Genomic DNA, 16,398 nt, shown 5'->3' with positions numbered 1-16,398 from the left:
CGATGTTTTCATTGATGGCTTTGGCAATAACTCCAAATTCATCATTAGTCTTAACATCTATCATAGCAGAATCTTTTGTTTTATGATTGATAAAGTCAAAGAAAGAATTGATACCTTTTTGGATTGCTTGCAAAGGGGATAGATAATAAGAGATGATGAAGTAGAGTATGATAACACTTAAGGCAACCATGATACTTACAACAATTGTTTGTATTGTTGCTGTTTTGAAAATAGGCTCATTTATAACATCAGCACTTTCGGTGCTACAAACAAGGTAAGAAGATATTTTAGCACATATACCTAGCCTTTCTTTTCCTTTTAATCCATATTCAAAGAAAGAATAATCACCATTTTGTTTGTGTGCATTTAATACCGGTCCATGATCTACCGATGGATCTAATAACTGTTTGTTTTTAGCAACAAATATCTTTCCATTTTCATCAAATAAAAAGCTATTACCAGGCATATTTTCAAAATTTTCTTGAAGCTCTTTTACTGGAATATCAACCCCAATAATTCCTACAAAATTACCATTTTTATATATAGATTTAGTATATGTTATTACATATTGATTTGTTGCTTTATCAATATAAGGAGAAGTGATGAAAATATCTTTATTTTCTTTGGCTCCAATATACCATGGTCTAGTTCTAGCATCATAGTTGATATTTTGTCCATAAATTTCGATATTTTTATTATTTTTATCACTAGTATCATTACTTACAAGATTTTCTCCATTATCTAAACTTATAAAAGCAGATAAAACTCCAGAAGCTTTTCTATATGATTTTAAAATAGAGCCAACATTATCTATCAAAGCTTGTTCGGAATTTAATTTTTCATATGGAAATTCCAAAATTGTTTTTTCCAAATTTAAAATTAAATCACTATTGTGCTTTCGAAATGTTTCTAAAGAAGTTCGAGCAACTTGTAAAATATCATTTTGCCTTTTTAGCTCATTATCATAAAGGTATGTTTTGGTAAAGTAAAAACTTAACACACCTAAAATAATCAAACTTAGTGCAGTGAAAAAATTTGCCATTAAAGACAATTTAACTTTCAAAGTGTTAAACATAATTTCCTCCGTATTTTATTTTTGTAATTTTAATTTTTAAAAATTAATTATCAATTAATATTTTTTTTAATTAATTTTTTTGCTTTTTCCCACAATCTCACTCCCAATTCTTTTGCATTGTTTTTATCTAAATTTTTATATTTATGGCTTGCGAGTTTTTCGAGTTCATTTAACTCTTTAGCTAAGATATTGAGTTTGCTTTGTGCTAGCTTGCTAAAATCATCAATTTTTGGATTTTGTTTAATTTCATTAATTTTGATAAGAATTTGTTCTCTGTTTTCTTGTATTAAGCGTTTAAATTTGGCAAATAAAGTGTCAAATTTATTTTCTAATAAATCTTTAAGTATATCTTTTACGGGATTATTAAATTCTAATGATATTTTTTTAAGCATTTGGATAAATTCTTGCTCTATGTCTATAAGTTCTTTTTCTTTATTTTTTAAATCATGTTCTAAAGCACTATATGCAAAGCTTGATTTAAATTTTTCAATCGCCAAAGAAATTCCTTCTTGTGTCCCATAAATACTTCCTATGCATAAATCATAAGCAAAAGCCTTTGATTCGTTAGCAAGTTCAAAAGCAGCATTTAAAACTACTTGGGATATTTTTAAAATTCTTTCTTTTTCAAAGCTTCCTTCACAAATTGCATTAAATACAAGGTTTTTAGCGATTTCACAAGATGTAAGTTCTATGTTTTCACCTTTTTCTAAAGTTGTGATAAAAGCACTCTCGGCAGTTTCTTTTAAAAGGCCTAGTATTTCTATATCATAAAGCATTGCATCATTGATACTTATATTAAATTCATTTAAATTTAAATCTTTTAAAGTCTTTTCTAAATCAAAAAAGTTATCGCAAATTTTATGTTTAATGGTGTTTTTTTGTTCTTCTATTTTTACTTTTAATTTGCCATATTCGTTAATATAAACAAAAAATGCTTTTTTATCTTCTTCAACTCTAGCTTTAATAATACCTTGGATTATTTTGGAAATATTTTCTTCATTTATAAGTCCAAGTTTTTCTAATACTTTAGAAAAGATAGCAAAAAGCTCTTCATTGCTAGTATTTTCAAAACTAATTTTTTTATAACTTAGATTAAAAACAAGCTCACTAATTAAGTTTGGAATTTCATTTTTTTCACAAGCTAAGAGAGAATTTTCAAAAATTATGGCTAAATTTTTCATATTTTTCCTTTTTTATAATACAAATTTCGCTTTACTTTTTAATTGATTAAAAATATTTAAACGATCATCTTTACTATCGACATAAACACTTAAAAGATAACTTTTATATGTTCCTTGTTTGCTAGTATTTGAGATTTTATATTTAAATTCTCTTTCATTGAGTATTTGGGTGAAAATTTCTAAAGCATCAACTTCAGCTTCAAAAACGACTTTATAATCCCAAAAAGTAGGGTAGTTTATAATAGGTTCTTTTTTAAGATCGTAGATATTTACCACTTTTTCCTCCTTCTTTGCTTTCTAAAACTATATTAGTAATTTGCATGCTTTTATCAATAGCTTTAACCATATCATAAATAGTTAAAAGCCCAATGCTAACAGCTGTTAAGCTTTCCATTTCAACTCCTGTTTTTCCTTCACATTTTACGGTTGCAAAGAGTTGAAAAGAACATTCTTCTTTGTTTTCTTCTATATGGGTTTGTACTTTTGAGATCATTAAAGGATGACACATTGGGATAAGATTTGAAGTTTGTTTAGCTCCTATTATGGCTGCTGTGATGGCAGTTTGCAAAACAGGCCCTTTTTTAGCTTTGTTTTCAATGATAGCTTCAAATGCTTCTTTACTCATGTATATTTTACCGCTTGCACAAGCTTCTCTTTGGGTAATATCTTTTTGACTTACATCTACCATTTTGGGGTGATTTTTTTCATCTAAATGCGTTAAATTCATATTTTTCCTTAAGTAAAGTTTGAAAAATTATACCAAAATGTATATTTTTATATTAAAATACTACTAAAAAATTTTAAAGGATTTGCAATGGCTTATGATGATGAAGAATTTGAAAATTATGATGATGAAATGTATGATGAAGCAGATGATGATACTTATGCAAATAATCAAAGATCATATAATTATGATGATGATGATTATGAATACGATGATGATTATAGTGATGATGATACTTATGAGATGGATTAATCGTGGGTAAAAATCTTACTAAAAAAGACATAAAAGTTTTGAGTCTTTCTTCTTTGGGAGGGACTTTAGAATTTTACGATTTTATCATTTTTGTATTTTTTGCAAGTTATATTTCTAAAAATTTTTTTCCTGAAGATTTAAGTCCATTTTGGAAAATGTTTAATACTTATGGAATTTTTGCCGCAGGATATTTAGCTAGACCACTTGGTGGTATAATCATGGCACATTTTGGTGATAAATTTGGTCGTAAAAAAATGTTTATGCTTAGTATTTTACTGATGGTTGTGCCAACTTTTATGCTTGCTTTTATACCTACTTATGAAAGCATAGGATATTTATGTATAGTATTTTTAATATTTGTAAGGATTTGTCAAGGTATAGCTATAAGTGGGGAATTACCTGGTGCTTGGGTTTTTGTTTTTGAGCATGCTCCAAATGGACAAAAACGCACTTATCTTGGATTTTTAACAGCTTCTGTAGTAGGTGGAATTTTGCTTGGAAGTTTTGTATTTTTAATGATGAATAAGTTTTTTACACAAGAAGAACTTTATGAATGGGCCTGGAGAATTCCATTTTTCTTAGGAGGAATTTTTGGGATTATTTCTGCTTATTTGCGTAAATTTTTACAAGAAACACCTGTTTTTGAACAAATGAAAAAAGATAAGGCTTTAGAAAAATTCCCTTTAAAAGAGGTATTTAGAAAAGCTAAGCTGGGCGTTGTACTTTCTATGTTGATAACTTGGGTTTTGACGGCTTGTATTGTTGTGATGATTTTAACTATACCTTCTTTTATGGCAAAAATGTTAAATATTGATGCAAGCGTTCAAACTTACATACAAATGTTTGGTATAGTTGTGCTTGTAATTGGTTGTATATTAAGTGGAATTTTGGCTGATAAAATAGGTATAGTAAAAGCTTGTATGATTTTTTCGCTAGGATTTTTCTTAACTTGTTTATTTTATTTTAACGCTCTTTATACTAAAACACCTGATTTTAATTTAGTGAGTGTGTATTATTTAAGCGCTTGCTTTTTTACCGGAGTGATGAATTTTTGTCCTTTGATGATGAGTGAGGTATTTGATGCTAAGATTAAATTTTCAGGGCTTAGTTTTTCTTATAATATAGCTTATGCAATAGCTGGTGGGTTTACTCCGCAACTTGCTTTATTTTTACACACTATTGCTTTGGGAAATTTAGAAAATATTGCTCGTTTTTCTTTAGGATTTTATATGTTTGCTATGGCTATAATTTCGCTTACTTGTGCTTTGATATTTAAATATCTTAGTAATACCCAACGCACATACTCTCAGTGATTTTAATGCGTTTTTCCAAAGGAGTAGGACTGAAAAAATGGCATTTTTCGATATAAATATTATAACTATAATCTAAATTTAAAAAATCGTAAAATGCTTTTAAATTTACAAATTTAACCCCACAAACTTCTTTTATATCTAAGATTTTATAAATTTGAGAATTGTTTTTTTCTACCAAATGTGATGGAGCTAAAGTAGTAAATGAGCAAAAGGCGCTTGCTAATACAAAGCCACTTAGATTTTCACATTTTTGTATAAGATGTTGGTGTTTTTGTAAAATACTTTTTTTATGTAAAAATACCACTCTTGTGCCTTGATAGCGTGCTGCCTGAACATTTTTCCAAAATTTATAAGCATTTTTGGAAATATTTGCTAATTGGTGTAATTGTATATTTAAAATATAATTATCCAAGAATTGATTGGGTGGTAAAATAGTATAAGTCATATTTTTTCTTTAAATTTGTTTTTTTATGATTATACTAAAAATTGACTTTTGTTTATATTTTTAATTTCTAAATTTAATACAATAAGCCAAAATTATTTTTTAAGGAAAAGTATGAAATTTGAAACTATTAATCATGAGGGTATAAAAAAACTTATGGATGTTTTTTATGCAAAAGTTAGAATAGACAAGGATTTAGGGCCTATTTTTAATGAAAAAATTGGTATAGATGATGAGAGTTGGAAAAAACACAAAGAAAAAATAGCAAGTTTTTGGGCAGGGGTGTTTTTAGGTGATCCAAGTTATAGCGGTTCTCCTTTGAGAGCTCATCATGAACTACCTTCATTTCCAAGAGAATTTTTTGATGTTTGGCTTAATCTGTTTGATGAGAGTTTGCAAGAAGTTTTTGAAGATGAACCAAGAAGTATTGTTATAGAAAGAGCTAAAATGATAGCTCAAAGATTTCAAATGATTATTTATGATCACAGATTTGCTTAAGAGTTTTTAAAAACTCTTAGCGATAGTTAAAGGTATGTAAATTTTCACCTTGAGAGTATTTATAACTATATTTTCCATCAAGATAAATTACCAAACGATAATATCCTTTATGTGATCCAAATACAACTTTTCTAACATGAGCAGTATTAACTTGTAAAGTTTTTGTATTGAAATTTTGCTTTTTAGCAAAATCTATAATGATTTTAGTTGGATCTCCTATAGATAAATGTCTTAGCATTCTATCTTCGGTTTTGATATTAATCTTATTGTTATAAAAGCTAATAGAAATAAAATTATAAATATTTCCACTAAAAATTGGTGTTTCAATATTTAAAGTGGTATTGTTTTCTTCTGTTTTAGTGTTTTTTACCCCTTGTTCTTGTGGCACAGTAACAGAAACATCAAGTATAGGTGTGGCATTTGGACTTTTGGCTTTTATAAATGAGTAAGTGTCATGCCAATTGATACTTTTGTATATATCTAGAGTAGTTTGCTCTTCAGAGCCATCAAGGTTAATGTAGGTAATGGTAATATTTTTTAAAATTCTTGCATCAGAATTAAAAGTAAAATCCTGTCTTTGAAAAGGACTAAGTTTTACAAATTCGGTGTTTTGTTGTTCTGAGTTATTGTCAAAAGGATTATCTTTTGCATTTAAAAATACACAGGATAATAAAAATAGTAAAAAAAATTTAATTCTCATGCGAATTTTCTCCTTTAAGTCTTAAAAGCTGTAAATATTCTTTTTGAGCTTGGGCATTTTTAGCTTTTAAGGTTATTATGTTTTTCTCTAAAATTTTTTGCTCCTCTTTAAGCGATAATAAAACATCTAAAGAGGATTTGCCAAAAAACATATTACCAAAATACATAGCAACAATAATAGCTACAAATGATAATGCAATAGTTTTTATTAGATGATGACGAGCCTCTTTCTTTTTAGAATGCTCATCATACTCTTTTAATAAATCACTCAGAGCTTATCTCCTAAATACTCATCATTATCAAGTTCGATTTCTAATAAGCGATTGTATTTAGCTGTTCTTTCACCTCTTGCTAGAGCTCCTGTTTTGATTTGTCCTGTATTAAGCGCTACTGCAAAATCAGCTATAAAAGCATCTTCGCTTTCCCCACTTCTATGACTCATAATACATCTGTAATTATTTCTATGAGCTAGTCTTACTGTTCTCATAGTTTGAGTGATTGTTCCGATTTGATTAGGCTTAATCAATACAGCATTTGCCATATTTTTCATGATACCTTCTCTTAAAATATCTTCATTAGTTACAAACAAATCATCACCCACAAGTTGAATTTTATTGCCAAGCTTTTGAGTGAGTTTAATCCAACCTTCATAATCATCTTCAGCTAAACCATCTTCAATACTAAAAATAGGATATTTAGCACATAATTCTTCATAGCGAGCAATCAAGTCTTCACTTGAGAAAACTTTACCCTCTAAATGGTATTTACCATCTTTATAAAGCTCACTACTTGCTACATCTAGCGCTAGTTTGATTTTATTTTCATAGCCTGCTTTTTTAATACAAGTCATTAAAAGATCAAGTGGTTCAGTGTTGTTTGCTAAATTTGGTGCAAAACCACCCTCATCGCCTAAAGCAGTAGAGTGACCTAGATTAGCTAGTTCTTTTTTTAATACTGCATAAATTTCACAAACTGATCTCAATCCTTCTTTAAAGCTTGAAAAACCAAAAGGCATAATCATAAATTCTTGAAAATCTACACTATTGTTTGCGTGCGCACCGCCGTTGATGATATTGCACATTGGCACAGGTAATACACTTGCATTTGCTCCACCTAAGTAGCGATATAAAGGTACGCCTAGTGCATTAGCAGCAGCGCGTGCTGTTGCCATAGAAATTCCTAAAGTTGCATTTGCTCCTAGATTAGAGTAGTTTTTTGTGCCATCAAGCTCTAAAAGAGTATTATCTAGTTGGGTTTGATTGAACGCATCAAGCCCTATAATATTTTCAGCTATGGTGCCATTGATATTTTCAATCGCTTTTAAAACACCTTTTCCGCCAAATCTCTCATCATTATCTCTTAATTCCAAAGCTTCTTTTTTTCCTGTGCTTGCACCACTTGGAACGATAGCACTACCCACGCTGCCATCGCTTAGCATGATTTCAGCTTTAATGGTAGGATTGCCTCTACTATCTAAAACTTCAAAAGCTCTTAAATCTTCAATAATCAACATTATTCTTCTCCTTCATCGTCTTCTTTTGCGCCCAAAATCATACTATCTATACCGATTGAGTTTTGTATAGCTTGAGTAATTTCATCTGCAATAGCTGGATTTTCTTTTAAAAAGGCTTTAGCATTTTCTCTACCTTGACCAAGTTTAGAAGCCTTGTAAGAAAACCATGCACCACTTTTATCAATAATATCAAGTTTTACACCATAATCTATTAGCTCGCCTTCACGACTTACACCCTCACCAAACATCACATCAAATTCAGCTTGTTTAAAAGGAGGGGCTACTTTGTTTTTAGCCACTTTTACTTTAACGCGGTTTCCAATAGGCTCATCATTTTGTTTTAAGGTGGCTGTTTTTCTTACATCTAAACGCACTGAAGCATAAAATTTTAAAGCATTTCCGCCAGTAGTTGTTTCAGGAGTGCCATAGCCCATCATGCCTATTTTCATACGAATTTGATTGATGAAAACTACAGTAGTGTTCATTTTATGAACTATACCGGTTAATTTTCTTAAAGCTTGGCTCATTAATCTTGCTTGAAGACCTACATGTTGATCTCCCATATCACCTTCGATTTCTGCTTTTGGAGTAAGTGCAGCAACGCTATCTACCACTATTAGATCAATGGCTCCACTTCTTGCTATAGTTTCAACGATTTCTAAGGCTTGTTCTCCAAAATCTGGTTGAGAGATGTAAAGATTTTCTGTATCAACACCTAAATTTTTTGCATATCTTACATCAAGAGCGTGTTCAGCATCAATAAACGCACAAACTCCACCTTTTTTTTGACATTCTGCTATGATGTGTAAGGTAAGTGTAGTTTTACCTGAACTTTCAGGTCCATAAATTTCTATAATTCTTCCTTTTGGAACCCCACCAATTCCTAAAGCTAAATCAAGTCCAACAGAACCTGTAGGAATAGAATCAATTTTTTCAACTTCTTTATCGCCAAGTCTTAAAATAGTACCTTTTCCAAAGGTTTTATCAAGACTTTTTAAGGCTGCATCAAGTGATTTTCTTTTATTATCATCCATGCTTGTTAATCCTTTTATAATATGTTTAAAATTGTATCAAAAAGAAATTTAATATAAGTTTTTATTTTGAATTTTGCTAAAATACTTTTTTAGATTTTTAAGGAAAAAAATGAATAAAAAAATTAGCGTAGCACACTCTCCTGATGCTGATGATATTTTTATGTATATGGCGATTAAATTTGGTTGGGTTGGAAATGCTTATGAGTATGAAAATACAGCCTTGGATATACAAACTTTAAATGAGCTTGCATTGGAAAATATATACGATGTTAGTGCGATATCTTTTGCACTTTATCCTTTAATAGCTAGTGAATATGCTTTATTAAAAACTGCTGTGAGTTTTGGTGAGGGTTATGGGCCAAAGCTTATTAAGAAAAAGAATAAAAAATTAAAGTCAAATTTTAAAGTTGCTTTAAGTGGAGCACATACCACTAATGCTTTAATCTTTCGCATAAAATATCCACAAGCTAGAATAATTTATAAGAATTTTTTAGAGATTGAAAAGGCTGTTTTAGAAGATGAAGTTGATGCGGGAGTGCTTATACATGAGAGTATTTTAGAATTTGATTCTAGTTTGTGTGTTGAGGCTGAACTTTGGGATATTTGGCAAGAATTAGCAAAAAATGATTTACCTTTACCTTTAGGTGGTATGGCCCTTAGAAGATCTTTACCGCTTAGTGATGCAATAGCGGTTGAAAAAGATTTGATTAAAGCAGTAGAAGTAGCCGATCATAATAGAAAAATCTTAGCCTCCATGCTTTTAGAGCGTAATTTAATACGCGTTGATGCACAAAAACTTGATGTGTATTTAAATTTATATGCAAATAAAAACTCTATTAATATGAATGATAAACAATACAATGCCATAGATAAGCTTTTTGAGCTTGGATATAATCATGGATTTTATGAGAAGTTAATAAAAAGTAAAGATTATCTTATCCCTAGTGAGTATGAAGAATTTAGAAATTCTTGATAGAATTTAAATTTTTAAGGAGAAAATATGGAAAGTACTTTAGTAGCCTTGGGTGTACAAACTTTTAAAATCACACTTATGCTTTCTTTACCTATGCTTTTAGCAGGGCTTATTGCAGGGCTTATTATAAGTATTTTTCAAGCTGTAACGCAAATTAACGAAGCCACGCTTTCTTTTGTGCCAAAAATTTTACTTGTTGTTGTGGTAATAGTATTTTTAATGCCTTGGATGATAAGTTCTATGATTGATTTTACAACTAATATTTTAAATCAAATTCCAAGCTTTATTAGATGATTATTGATTTTTCTAAGTATTCTTCTGTGCGTATAGGTGAGAGCTTTGAAGTGCAAATACTTGAAGAGCCTTGCGAATTTGATGGTTTTTTAATAGGTGGGGCAAATAATCTTTTAATCTCTCCAAAACCCAAAAAACTTGGAATTTTAGGGAAAAGTTTTGATTATATTAAAATTTTAGAGCAAAATGAAAAAGGTATGTTTTTAGAGATAGGCTCTAGCGTGAAATCTTTTAAAATATATCATTTTGCTAAAGAAAATAACTTAAAAGGCTTTGAGTTTTTAAGAAATATCCCAGGGACTTTGGGCGGTATTTTAAAAATGAATGCAGGATTAAAAGATGAGGATATTAGCAAAAATTTAATTAGTATTTGCACTTTTAATCAAGAAATTTTAAAACAAAATATTGCTTTTGCTTATAGGTTTAATCCTATTAAAGAAGTGATGTTTAGCGCGAAGTTTTTTTTAGAATATGGATTTGACCCAGTTAAAGATGAGCTTTTAAAAAATGCAAGAAAAAATCAACCCAAAGGTGCTACCTTTGGTTCTATTTTTAAAAATCCCAAAAACGATCATGCGGGAAGGTTGATAGAAGCAGTTAATCTTAAAGGTTTTAGTAAAAATGATGCGATGTTTAGCAATGAACATGCAAATTTTTTAATCAATAAAAAACATGCTAGTTTTGATGATGCTTTATTTTTGATAGAGCTTGCTAAAAAAAGAGTTTTTGAAGAATTTGGGATTGTTTTAGAAGAAGAAGTGGTAATTATATAGTATTTTTAATATCTTCATAAACAATTTTAGCTATTTCTTGGACTAATTCTTGATAAGATTTATTTTTATCATTTGTGCTAAATTGAGTATTGATAGTAAGGATTTTATGATCTTTTAGTTTTTTTGTTTTAGCATTAAAAAGTTTGTATTCTATGTCGGCTTTGACTTCAAAAATTGAAAAAAGCAAGAAATTTTGTTGGCTTGCTTGAATGCTTTTTAAATCTAGCAAAATAATAAAATCAGCCTTTTTGAAACGATTAAATTCTAAAAACTCACTTGCATTGATGAAATTTTTATTTATTTGTAAGATATTTTGGCTATCGATGTAAGTTTGGTTTTCTTTTTGACTAAGTAAGGCAAAATTATTTTGCTCATTTAAAATAGCACTTAATGCTTTTAGTGTGTCTTTTGCCATGCTTTTAGCATCGATTTTTAAATTTGAAAAATAAAAATTATATTCTTTTTCATAGCTTGGCACTAAAGCTAAGGTGCTAATGTGTGAGAGTTTATCATAATTTATATCTTGATCAAGATTGATGATATTAAAATTATCATTATTTTGTAATTTGATGATTTTTTTATTTGCAAAAGAATTGGCATAAATAGCACTTAAAAAACACAAAAACACCAAAAAAAATCTCACTAAAAACCTTTTAATTTAAATTCATTCTTAGCAAAAGCTATAAAACTTGGAAGTTTAAAATCAGGACTATTGTAGTTTAAGGCCTTTTTATCAAAATCGTATAAAATTCCACCATTTTGTTTGACTAAAAAATCTCCCGCAGCTATATCCCAAGCTTTTGGGCCACCAAAACGCGGGTAAATTCCAGCTTTTGCTTCAAGTAAATATACAAACTTTAAAGCAGATGAAACCTTAATGCCTTCAAGATGATTTTGAATAAAAAAATCTTCATTATTATCATGATTTTTAGAGTAAAGGGCTATATTTTTAACCTTTTCGTATTGCTCTAAATTAAGATTTAAAATTTCATTATTTTTATAAACTTTAGTATAGGTATGTGCATAATAAAACGCATTATTTTCCACATCGCCTATAAGCGAAAGCACAGGAGTGTTTTTATGGATTAATGCGATTAAAACACAATATTCTTTATCTTTTTTAGCATAAGATTTAGTGCCATCAAGAGGATCTATTAGCCAAAAATACTCTAAATTTTTTCTTTCTTCATAAGAAAGTATATTTTCTTCAGAGCATATAGCTATATCGCTTGAAGCTAAAATTTCACTAATGGCTTCATTAGATTTTATATCAGCTAAACCTACCGGGGAATCATCATCTTTAAGCCATAAGGTATTTTTGTCTTTATATTCAAGCAATACCTTAGAGGCTTCCTTGCCTGCTTTTAAGGCTAATTCTAAAAGTGTGTCTAAATTTTTCATAAGAAAATTATAGCAAGTGAAAATAAATACTTAGTAGAGTTATTTTCTACTAAGATTATTGATAAATTTTATTAAGCTAATAGCTAAAATTGCTTCAAGTAAAGCAGTAAGCACTAATCCTGAGTATATATCTTGAGTGATAATATTAGTTTGATAAGAAAGCGTAGCTACTGCGATAAGTAAGGTTAGTGGCATAGAATGGCTTAAGCCAAATAAAAAGGTATTTTTTAAACCAAGTATTTTTACAAAAGTCATAGCACAAAGTATTCTTAGTCCTATCATAAAGATAGTTAGTGAAAAAGCTATGATTAAAACTTGAGGATTTAAAAGCATTTGGAGTTTAAAGCTTGAACCTATATAAATGAAAAATATAGGGATTAAAAAGCCATAACCAAAACTAGAAAGTTTGTGCTCTAAGTCTTTTTTATGATCAAAAAAAGTAGCTATAAATGAACCCGCTATAAAAGCTCCAAGTGCAACTTCAAGTTTAAAATAAATCATAATCGCAACTATGGCTATGAAAATTGCCATGCAAAATCTTATATCTTTTTCATTTTGATCTTGCCAAGGCATGAGTATGGTTTTAAGTTGTGGATACCACCAAAAAAGTACTTCTAAAAATTTAAATCCAAAAATACAAAGTGCTAAAAATCCCACCAAGTATAATAAATTTTGAGTGAGTGAGAAAAGATCAGCACCTTTTCCCAAAAATGCTGCAGCTATGGTAAGTAAAACTATGCTCACAACTTCAGCTAAAGTGGCTACCACCATGGATACATTAAGCCATTCACAGTTTTTGCCAAAGTCTCTATAAAGCGTTGAGAGCAAACCCACGCTCATAACAGGTATGATAATGACAAAAATATAAGAAATATCTATACTTTCAACCGCTAAAACACTAAAAACATATAAAAGTATGATGTAAATAAAAGCTTTATTAAGTAAGCTTCTTTCGGTTTTTAAAAAGGTTTTAAGATTGATTTCCATCCCTGCTATAAACATAAGATAGTAAAATCCTGCATTAGCCAAAAGCTTAAAATTCTCACTTTCTCCTATAAAACCTAAAAATCCTATAAAAGAGCCAAGCATAATTTCAGTGGCTGAAAGTGGGAGTTTTAAAAATTTAGCAATATAAGGTGAAGTAAGCAAACATCCTGCTACGACTAATAAAATTTTTAAATCCGTAGCAGCTTGAGCATCAATGGCATGAGCTAGCAAAGCTAAATCCCATTTGTTTTAGTTTTTGTATATCTTTGCTAGGTTCTTCGCCTTTAGTTGTAAGATAATCACCTACTACTATAGCACTAGCTCCTGCGTCAAAAATTTCATATTGTCTTTCTTTTAGCACTACTTCTCTACCACCTGCTACCATGATATGTGCATTTGGTAAATCTTTTTTAGTGTCTTTGATGATATTTAACGCCTCATCAGCATTTAATAAGTTTTGCTTGAGCTTTAAATTTTCATTTGGTATGAAAAAATTAATAGGCGAGGAAAAAGGATCAAGCTCTTTTAAACTTGTTCTAAAACTTTTTCTATCGGCTTCACTTTCTCCAAGACCATAAATTCCGCCACAGCAAAGCATTAAACCTGCTTCTTTAGCATAAAGATTAGTTTGAAATCTTTGCTCCCAAGTATGCGTAGAGCATATGTTTGGAAAAAATTCTTTAGAAGTTTCTAGATTATGATTATAAGAAAAAATTCCTGCTTTTTTTAATTCTTTGAGTTGTTCTAAATTTGCTATGCCATTGCAAGCTATGAGTAAAAGTCCTTCTACTTCTTTTTGCACCGCATGAGCTACTTTGCACACATACTCAAGTTTTTCATCATCAAGTCCAGCACCTGCTGTAACTAAACAAAAACCTAAAGCCTCGTTTTTCTTAGCTATTTTAGCTTCTAAAACAATTTGATCTATATCTTTTCTTTTGTATTTGTTGATATTAGTTTTTACATGAGCGCTTTGAGTGCAGTATTTACAATCTTCCCCGCACCCTCCACTTGCTATATTAGATATAGCACAAAGCATGATTTGCATTAAATTTCCTTTTTGATTTTGCATTTTAAGCACTCTAAAAATGTGCCTTTTTTAAGCTCTTTGATAATCAAAGTTTCACCACATTTGCTACATTTTTCTTCACTTGGTTTGTATTTGCTTATATAGTTGCATTTTGGATAAGCACTACATCCATAAAATTTACCACGCTTAGAAAAACGCTCCACGATCTCACCTTCTTGACAGCTTGGGCATTTCACGCCTATGGTATTGAGTTTTTTCTCGCTTTTTTCTTCATTTTGTGTTTCTTGTTTTAAATTTCTTGAGTATTTACATTTTGGAAAATTTAAACAAGCTATAAATTCTCCATATCTTCCTTTTCTTATAGCAAGCTCTCCACCGCAATCAGGGCAGGTTTCATCTAGCTTTGTGAAAGTTTTTTGGCTTTTTATATTTTTTTTACCTTCATCAATTTTTCTCATAAAAGGAAAATAAAACTCTCTTAAAACTTCTTGCCAGTCCATTTTGCCTTCTGCAATGATATCAAGTTTATCTTCCATTTTAGAAGTAAAATCACTATCTACTATATCACTAAAGTTTTGTTCTAAAACTTCTGTTACAACAAAGGCTATTTCATTGGGTATGATTTGCTTTTTATCTATACGCACATATTCTCTTGCACTAAGTAAAGAGATGGTTGGAGCATAAGTTGAAGGGCGTCCTATGCCAAGATTTTCTAACTTTTTAACAAGCCCAGCTTCAGAGTATCTTGAAGGTGGCTCGGTAAAATGTGAGCTTAATTCTATATTTTGTATATTTAGTATATCTTCTAGTTTTAAATTAGGTAAAATTTTATCTTTATCCATATCTCCATATACTTTATAATGCCCATCAAATAAAATTTTTCTACCGCTTATTTTAAAACTTGCTTCATTTGATTTTGCATAAACATTTTGAGTTTGAGATATAGCAGGATTCATTTGTGAAGCTAAAAAGCGATTATATATTAAAGTATATAATCTTGCTTCATCTTTTTCTAAAAATTCACTTGCAAGTTTTGGCGTAAAGCTAAGATTAGTCGGTCTTATAGCTTCATGTGCTTCTTGAGCGCCTTTGCTTTTAGTGGTATAAATATTTGCTTTGCTTGGTAAGTATTCTTTGCCAAAATCATTTTTGATGAGTTTTCTTACTTCTTCTAAAGCTTCTTTTGCGATGTTTAAGCTGTCAGTTCTCATATAAGTAATCACACCCATAATACCTTGATGGGTTTTTACACCCTCGTAAAGTTTTTGAGCAATCATCATGGTTTTTTTAGGGTTAAAACCTAGGCGATTGCTCGCGCTTTGTTGCAAGGTTGAAGTCATAAAAGGTGCTTGTGGAGCTATTTTTCTATCTTTACTTTCTATATCTTTTATTTTAAAGTTAGCATTTTTGCAAGCTTCAAAGATGAGTTTGGCTCTATCTTCGTTAGTTAGACTTAGTTTTTCTATTTTTTGATTTTGAAATTCGACTAATTCGGCTTGCAAGTCTTTTTCAAAAATCATATCTATACTAAAGTATTTTAAAGGAATAAAAGCTTTTATTTCTCTTTCTCTATCGACGATGATTTTTAAAGCCGCGCTTTGCACACGCCCTGCACTTAAGCCTTTTTGGATTTTTTGATTTAGTAAAGGACTTAATTTATAGCCTACTATGCGATCAAGTAAGCGTCTAGTTTGTTGGGCATTGACGCTATTTACATTTAAAGATCTTGGGTTTTTTAAAGCATTTTCTATAGCGCTTTTAGTAATCTCATGAAAAACTATGCGTGGCAGGGAATTTTCATCTTTATTAATAGCCTTAGCTATATGATAAGCTATGGCTTCACCCTCACGATCCTCATCGGTTGCAAGGTAGATGGTTTTAGCTTTTTTAGCTTTTTCTTTGAGTTCTTTTACTAAACTTGAATGATCATTTGAAATTCTATATTCTGGTTTAAAATTTTCATCTTCTATTTTTATACCAAAGCTAGTTTTAGGTAAATCTCTAATGTGGCCTTTAGAAGCTATTACTTCATAGTCTTTACCTAGAAAATTACCTATGGTTTTAGCTTTAGCAGGTGATTCTACTATGATTAAATTTTTCATTATTTTCCTTATAAGGATTAAAATTAGTAAAAGTGTATAAAAAAAAGTTAAATTTTTTGCTTAGATGGATTTTTAAATAAAATGCAATTAATGATATAATTTTCTAT

20 protein-coding genes are annotated in these 16,398 nt (G+C 29.8%); 6 read left to right on the top strand and 14 right to left on the bottom strand.

Annotated features, from left to right (window positions below; genetic code table 11):
- The 4 genes from L8V85_RS04475 to moaC all read right to left on the bottom strand — a co-directional run.
- Positions 1–1,075 (bottom strand): cache domain-containing protein (locus tag L8V85_RS04475; protein WP_263737541.1); only part of this gene is annotated, 1,075 nt, incomplete at its 3' end.
- A 50-nt stretch (positions 1,076–1,125) separates the two neighbouring features.
- Complete coding sequence (locus L8V85_RS04470; RefSeq protein WP_133319953.1) at positions 1,126–2,256, bottom strand: hypothetical protein; 1,131 nt, start codon at positions 2,254–2,256, stop codon at positions 1,126–1,128.
- Between the two features lie 12 nt (positions 2,257–2,268).
- Positions 2,269–2,532 (bottom strand): DUF493 domain-containing protein, encoded by a 264-nt coding sequence (locus L8V85_RS04465; RefSeq protein WP_263737540.1) that lies wholly within the window; start codon positions 2,530–2,532, stop codon positions 2,269–2,271.
- The gene (gene moaC / locus L8V85_RS04460) at positions 2,510–2,983 is read right to left on the bottom strand and encodes a cyclic pyranopterin monophosphate synthase MoaC (RefSeq protein WP_263737539.1); all 474 of its coding nucleotides are present in this window, start codon (positions 2,981–2,983) and stop codon (positions 2,510–2,512) included. Before moaC ends, L8V85_RS04465 begins: the two co-directional genes overlap by 23 nt.
- Before the next feature lie 87 nt (positions 2,984–3,070).
- On the opposite strand from moaC, the gene L8V85_RS04455 reads away from it, so the two are divergent.
- A complete protein-coding gene (locus L8V85_RS04455; RefSeq protein ID WP_133319950.1) occupies positions 3,071–3,232 on the top strand; it encodes a highly acidic protein in 162 nt (53 codons plus the stop codon).
- A 2-nt stretch (positions 3,233–3,234) separates the two neighbouring features.
- On the top strand, positions 3,235–4,545 hold the full coding sequence (locus tag L8V85_RS04450; protein WP_263737538.1) for an MFS transporter: 1,311 nt from the start codon (positions 3,235–3,237) through the stop codon (positions 4,543–4,545).
- Here L8V85_RS04450 and L8V85_RS04445 read toward each other — a convergent pair.
- Complete coding sequence (locus L8V85_RS04445; protein ID WP_263659937.1) at positions 4,514–4,990, bottom strand: cysteine permease; 477 nt, start codon at positions 4,988–4,990, stop codon at positions 4,514–4,516. The genes L8V85_RS04450 and L8V85_RS04445 overlap by 32 nt on opposite strands.
- Before the next feature lie 111 nt (positions 4,991–5,101).
- Here L8V85_RS04445 and L8V85_RS04440 point away from each other — a divergent pair, with 111 nt between their 5' ends.
- Positions 5,102–5,485, top strand: coding sequence for a group III truncated hemoglobin (locus tag L8V85_RS04440; protein ID WP_263737537.1), 384 nt, complete (start codon positions 5,102–5,104; stop codon positions 5,483–5,485).
- 16 nt (positions 5,486–5,501) lie between these two features.
- On the opposite strand, the gene L8V85_RS04435 is transcribed toward L8V85_RS04440, so the two are convergent.
- The 4 genes from L8V85_RS04435 to recA all read right to left on the bottom strand — a co-directional run bounded on the left by L8V85_RS04435 (position 5,502) and on the right by recA (position 8,731).
- Positions 5,502–6,185, bottom strand: coding sequence for an AMIN domain-containing protein (locus tag L8V85_RS04435; RefSeq protein ID WP_133319946.1), 684 nt, complete (start codon positions 6,183–6,185; stop codon positions 5,502–5,504).
- Entirely contained in the window at positions 6,175–6,351 is a 177-nt protein-coding gene (locus L8V85_RS04430) for a hypothetical protein (RefSeq protein WP_259443318.1), read from the bottom strand. The genes L8V85_RS04435 and L8V85_RS04430 overlap by 11 nt, the downstream gene beginning before the upstream one ends.
- A 101-nt stretch (positions 6,352–6,452) precedes the next feature.
- Positions 6,453–7,697 (bottom strand): phosphopyruvate hydratase, encoded by a 1,245-nt coding sequence (gene eno / locus L8V85_RS04425; protein WP_133319944.1) that lies wholly within the window; start codon positions 7,695–7,697, stop codon positions 6,453–6,455.
- Positions 7,697–8,731 carry a recombinase RecA gene (recA, locus tag L8V85_RS04420; protein WP_263694496.1) on the bottom strand — a complete coding sequence of 345 codons (1,035 nt, stop codon included), beginning with the start codon at positions 8,729–8,731 and terminating at the stop codon, positions 7,697–7,699. Before recA ends, eno begins: the two co-directional genes overlap by 1 nt.
- Before the next feature lie 109 nt (positions 8,732–8,840).
- Here recA and L8V85_RS04415 point away from each other — a divergent pair, with 109 nt between their 5' ends.
- From L8V85_RS04415 to L8V85_RS04405, 3 genes are read left to right on the top strand one after another with little or no spacing between them, the layout of a single operon-like run.
- On the top strand, positions 8,841–9,704 hold the full coding sequence (locus L8V85_RS04415) for a menaquinone biosynthesis family protein (RefSeq protein WP_263737536.1): 864 nt from the start codon (positions 8,841–8,843) through the stop codon (positions 9,702–9,704).
- A 27-nt stretch (positions 9,705–9,731) separates the two neighbouring features.
- On the top strand, positions 9,732–9,998 hold the full coding sequence (gene fliQ / locus L8V85_RS04410) for a flagellar biosynthesis protein FliQ (protein ID WP_012660903.1): 267 nt from the start codon (positions 9,732–9,734) through the stop codon (positions 9,996–9,998).
- Positions 9,995–10,771 (top strand): UDP-N-acetylmuramate dehydrogenase, encoded by a 777-nt coding sequence (locus L8V85_RS04405; RefSeq protein WP_263737535.1) that lies wholly within the window; start codon positions 9,995–9,997, stop codon positions 10,769–10,771. Before fliQ ends, L8V85_RS04405 begins: the two co-directional genes overlap by 4 nt.
- Here L8V85_RS04405 and L8V85_RS04400 read toward each other — a convergent pair.
- From L8V85_RS04400 to topA, 5 genes are read right to left on the bottom strand one after another with little or no spacing between them, the layout of a single operon-like run.
- Entirely contained in the window at positions 10,764–11,414 is a 651-nt protein-coding gene (locus L8V85_RS04400) for a hypothetical protein (RefSeq protein WP_263737534.1), read from the bottom strand. The two genes, L8V85_RS04405 and L8V85_RS04400, sit on opposite strands and share 8 nt — an antisense overlap.
- A complete protein-coding gene (locus L8V85_RS04395) occupies positions 11,414–12,172 on the bottom strand; it encodes a 3'(2'),5'-bisphosphate nucleotidase CysQ (RefSeq protein ID WP_263737533.1) in 759 nt (252 codons plus the stop codon). The genes L8V85_RS04400 and L8V85_RS04395 overlap by 1 nt, the downstream gene beginning before the upstream one ends.
- Before the next feature lie 39 nt (positions 12,173–12,211).
- Positions 12,212–13,390 (bottom strand): cation:proton antiporter, encoded by a 1,179-nt coding sequence (locus L8V85_RS04390; protein ID WP_133319939.1) that lies wholly within the window; start codon positions 13,388–13,390, stop codon positions 12,212–12,214.
- Positions 13,371–14,207 (bottom strand): biotin synthase, encoded by an 837-nt coding sequence (locus L8V85_RS04385; RefSeq protein WP_039627786.1) that lies wholly within the window; start codon positions 14,205–14,207, stop codon positions 13,371–13,373. The genes L8V85_RS04390 and L8V85_RS04385 overlap by 20 nt, the downstream gene beginning before the upstream one ends.
- Positions 14,207–16,291 (bottom strand): type I DNA topoisomerase, encoded by a 2,085-nt coding sequence (gene topA, locus L8V85_RS04380; protein WP_412175246.1) that lies wholly within the window; start codon positions 16,289–16,291, stop codon positions 14,207–14,209. The genes L8V85_RS04385 and topA overlap by 1 nt, the downstream gene beginning before the upstream one ends.
- Positions 16,292–16,398: the final 107 nt, after the last annotated feature.

This window comes from Campylobacter sp. IFREMER_LSEM_CL2090 (assembly GCF_025771865.1).
Classification (GTDB): domain Bacteria; phylum Campylobacterota; class Campylobacteria; order Campylobacterales; family Campylobacteraceae; genus Campylobacter_D; species Campylobacter_D lari_D.
This window is presented reverse-complemented; position numbering and strand designations above follow the sequence as displayed.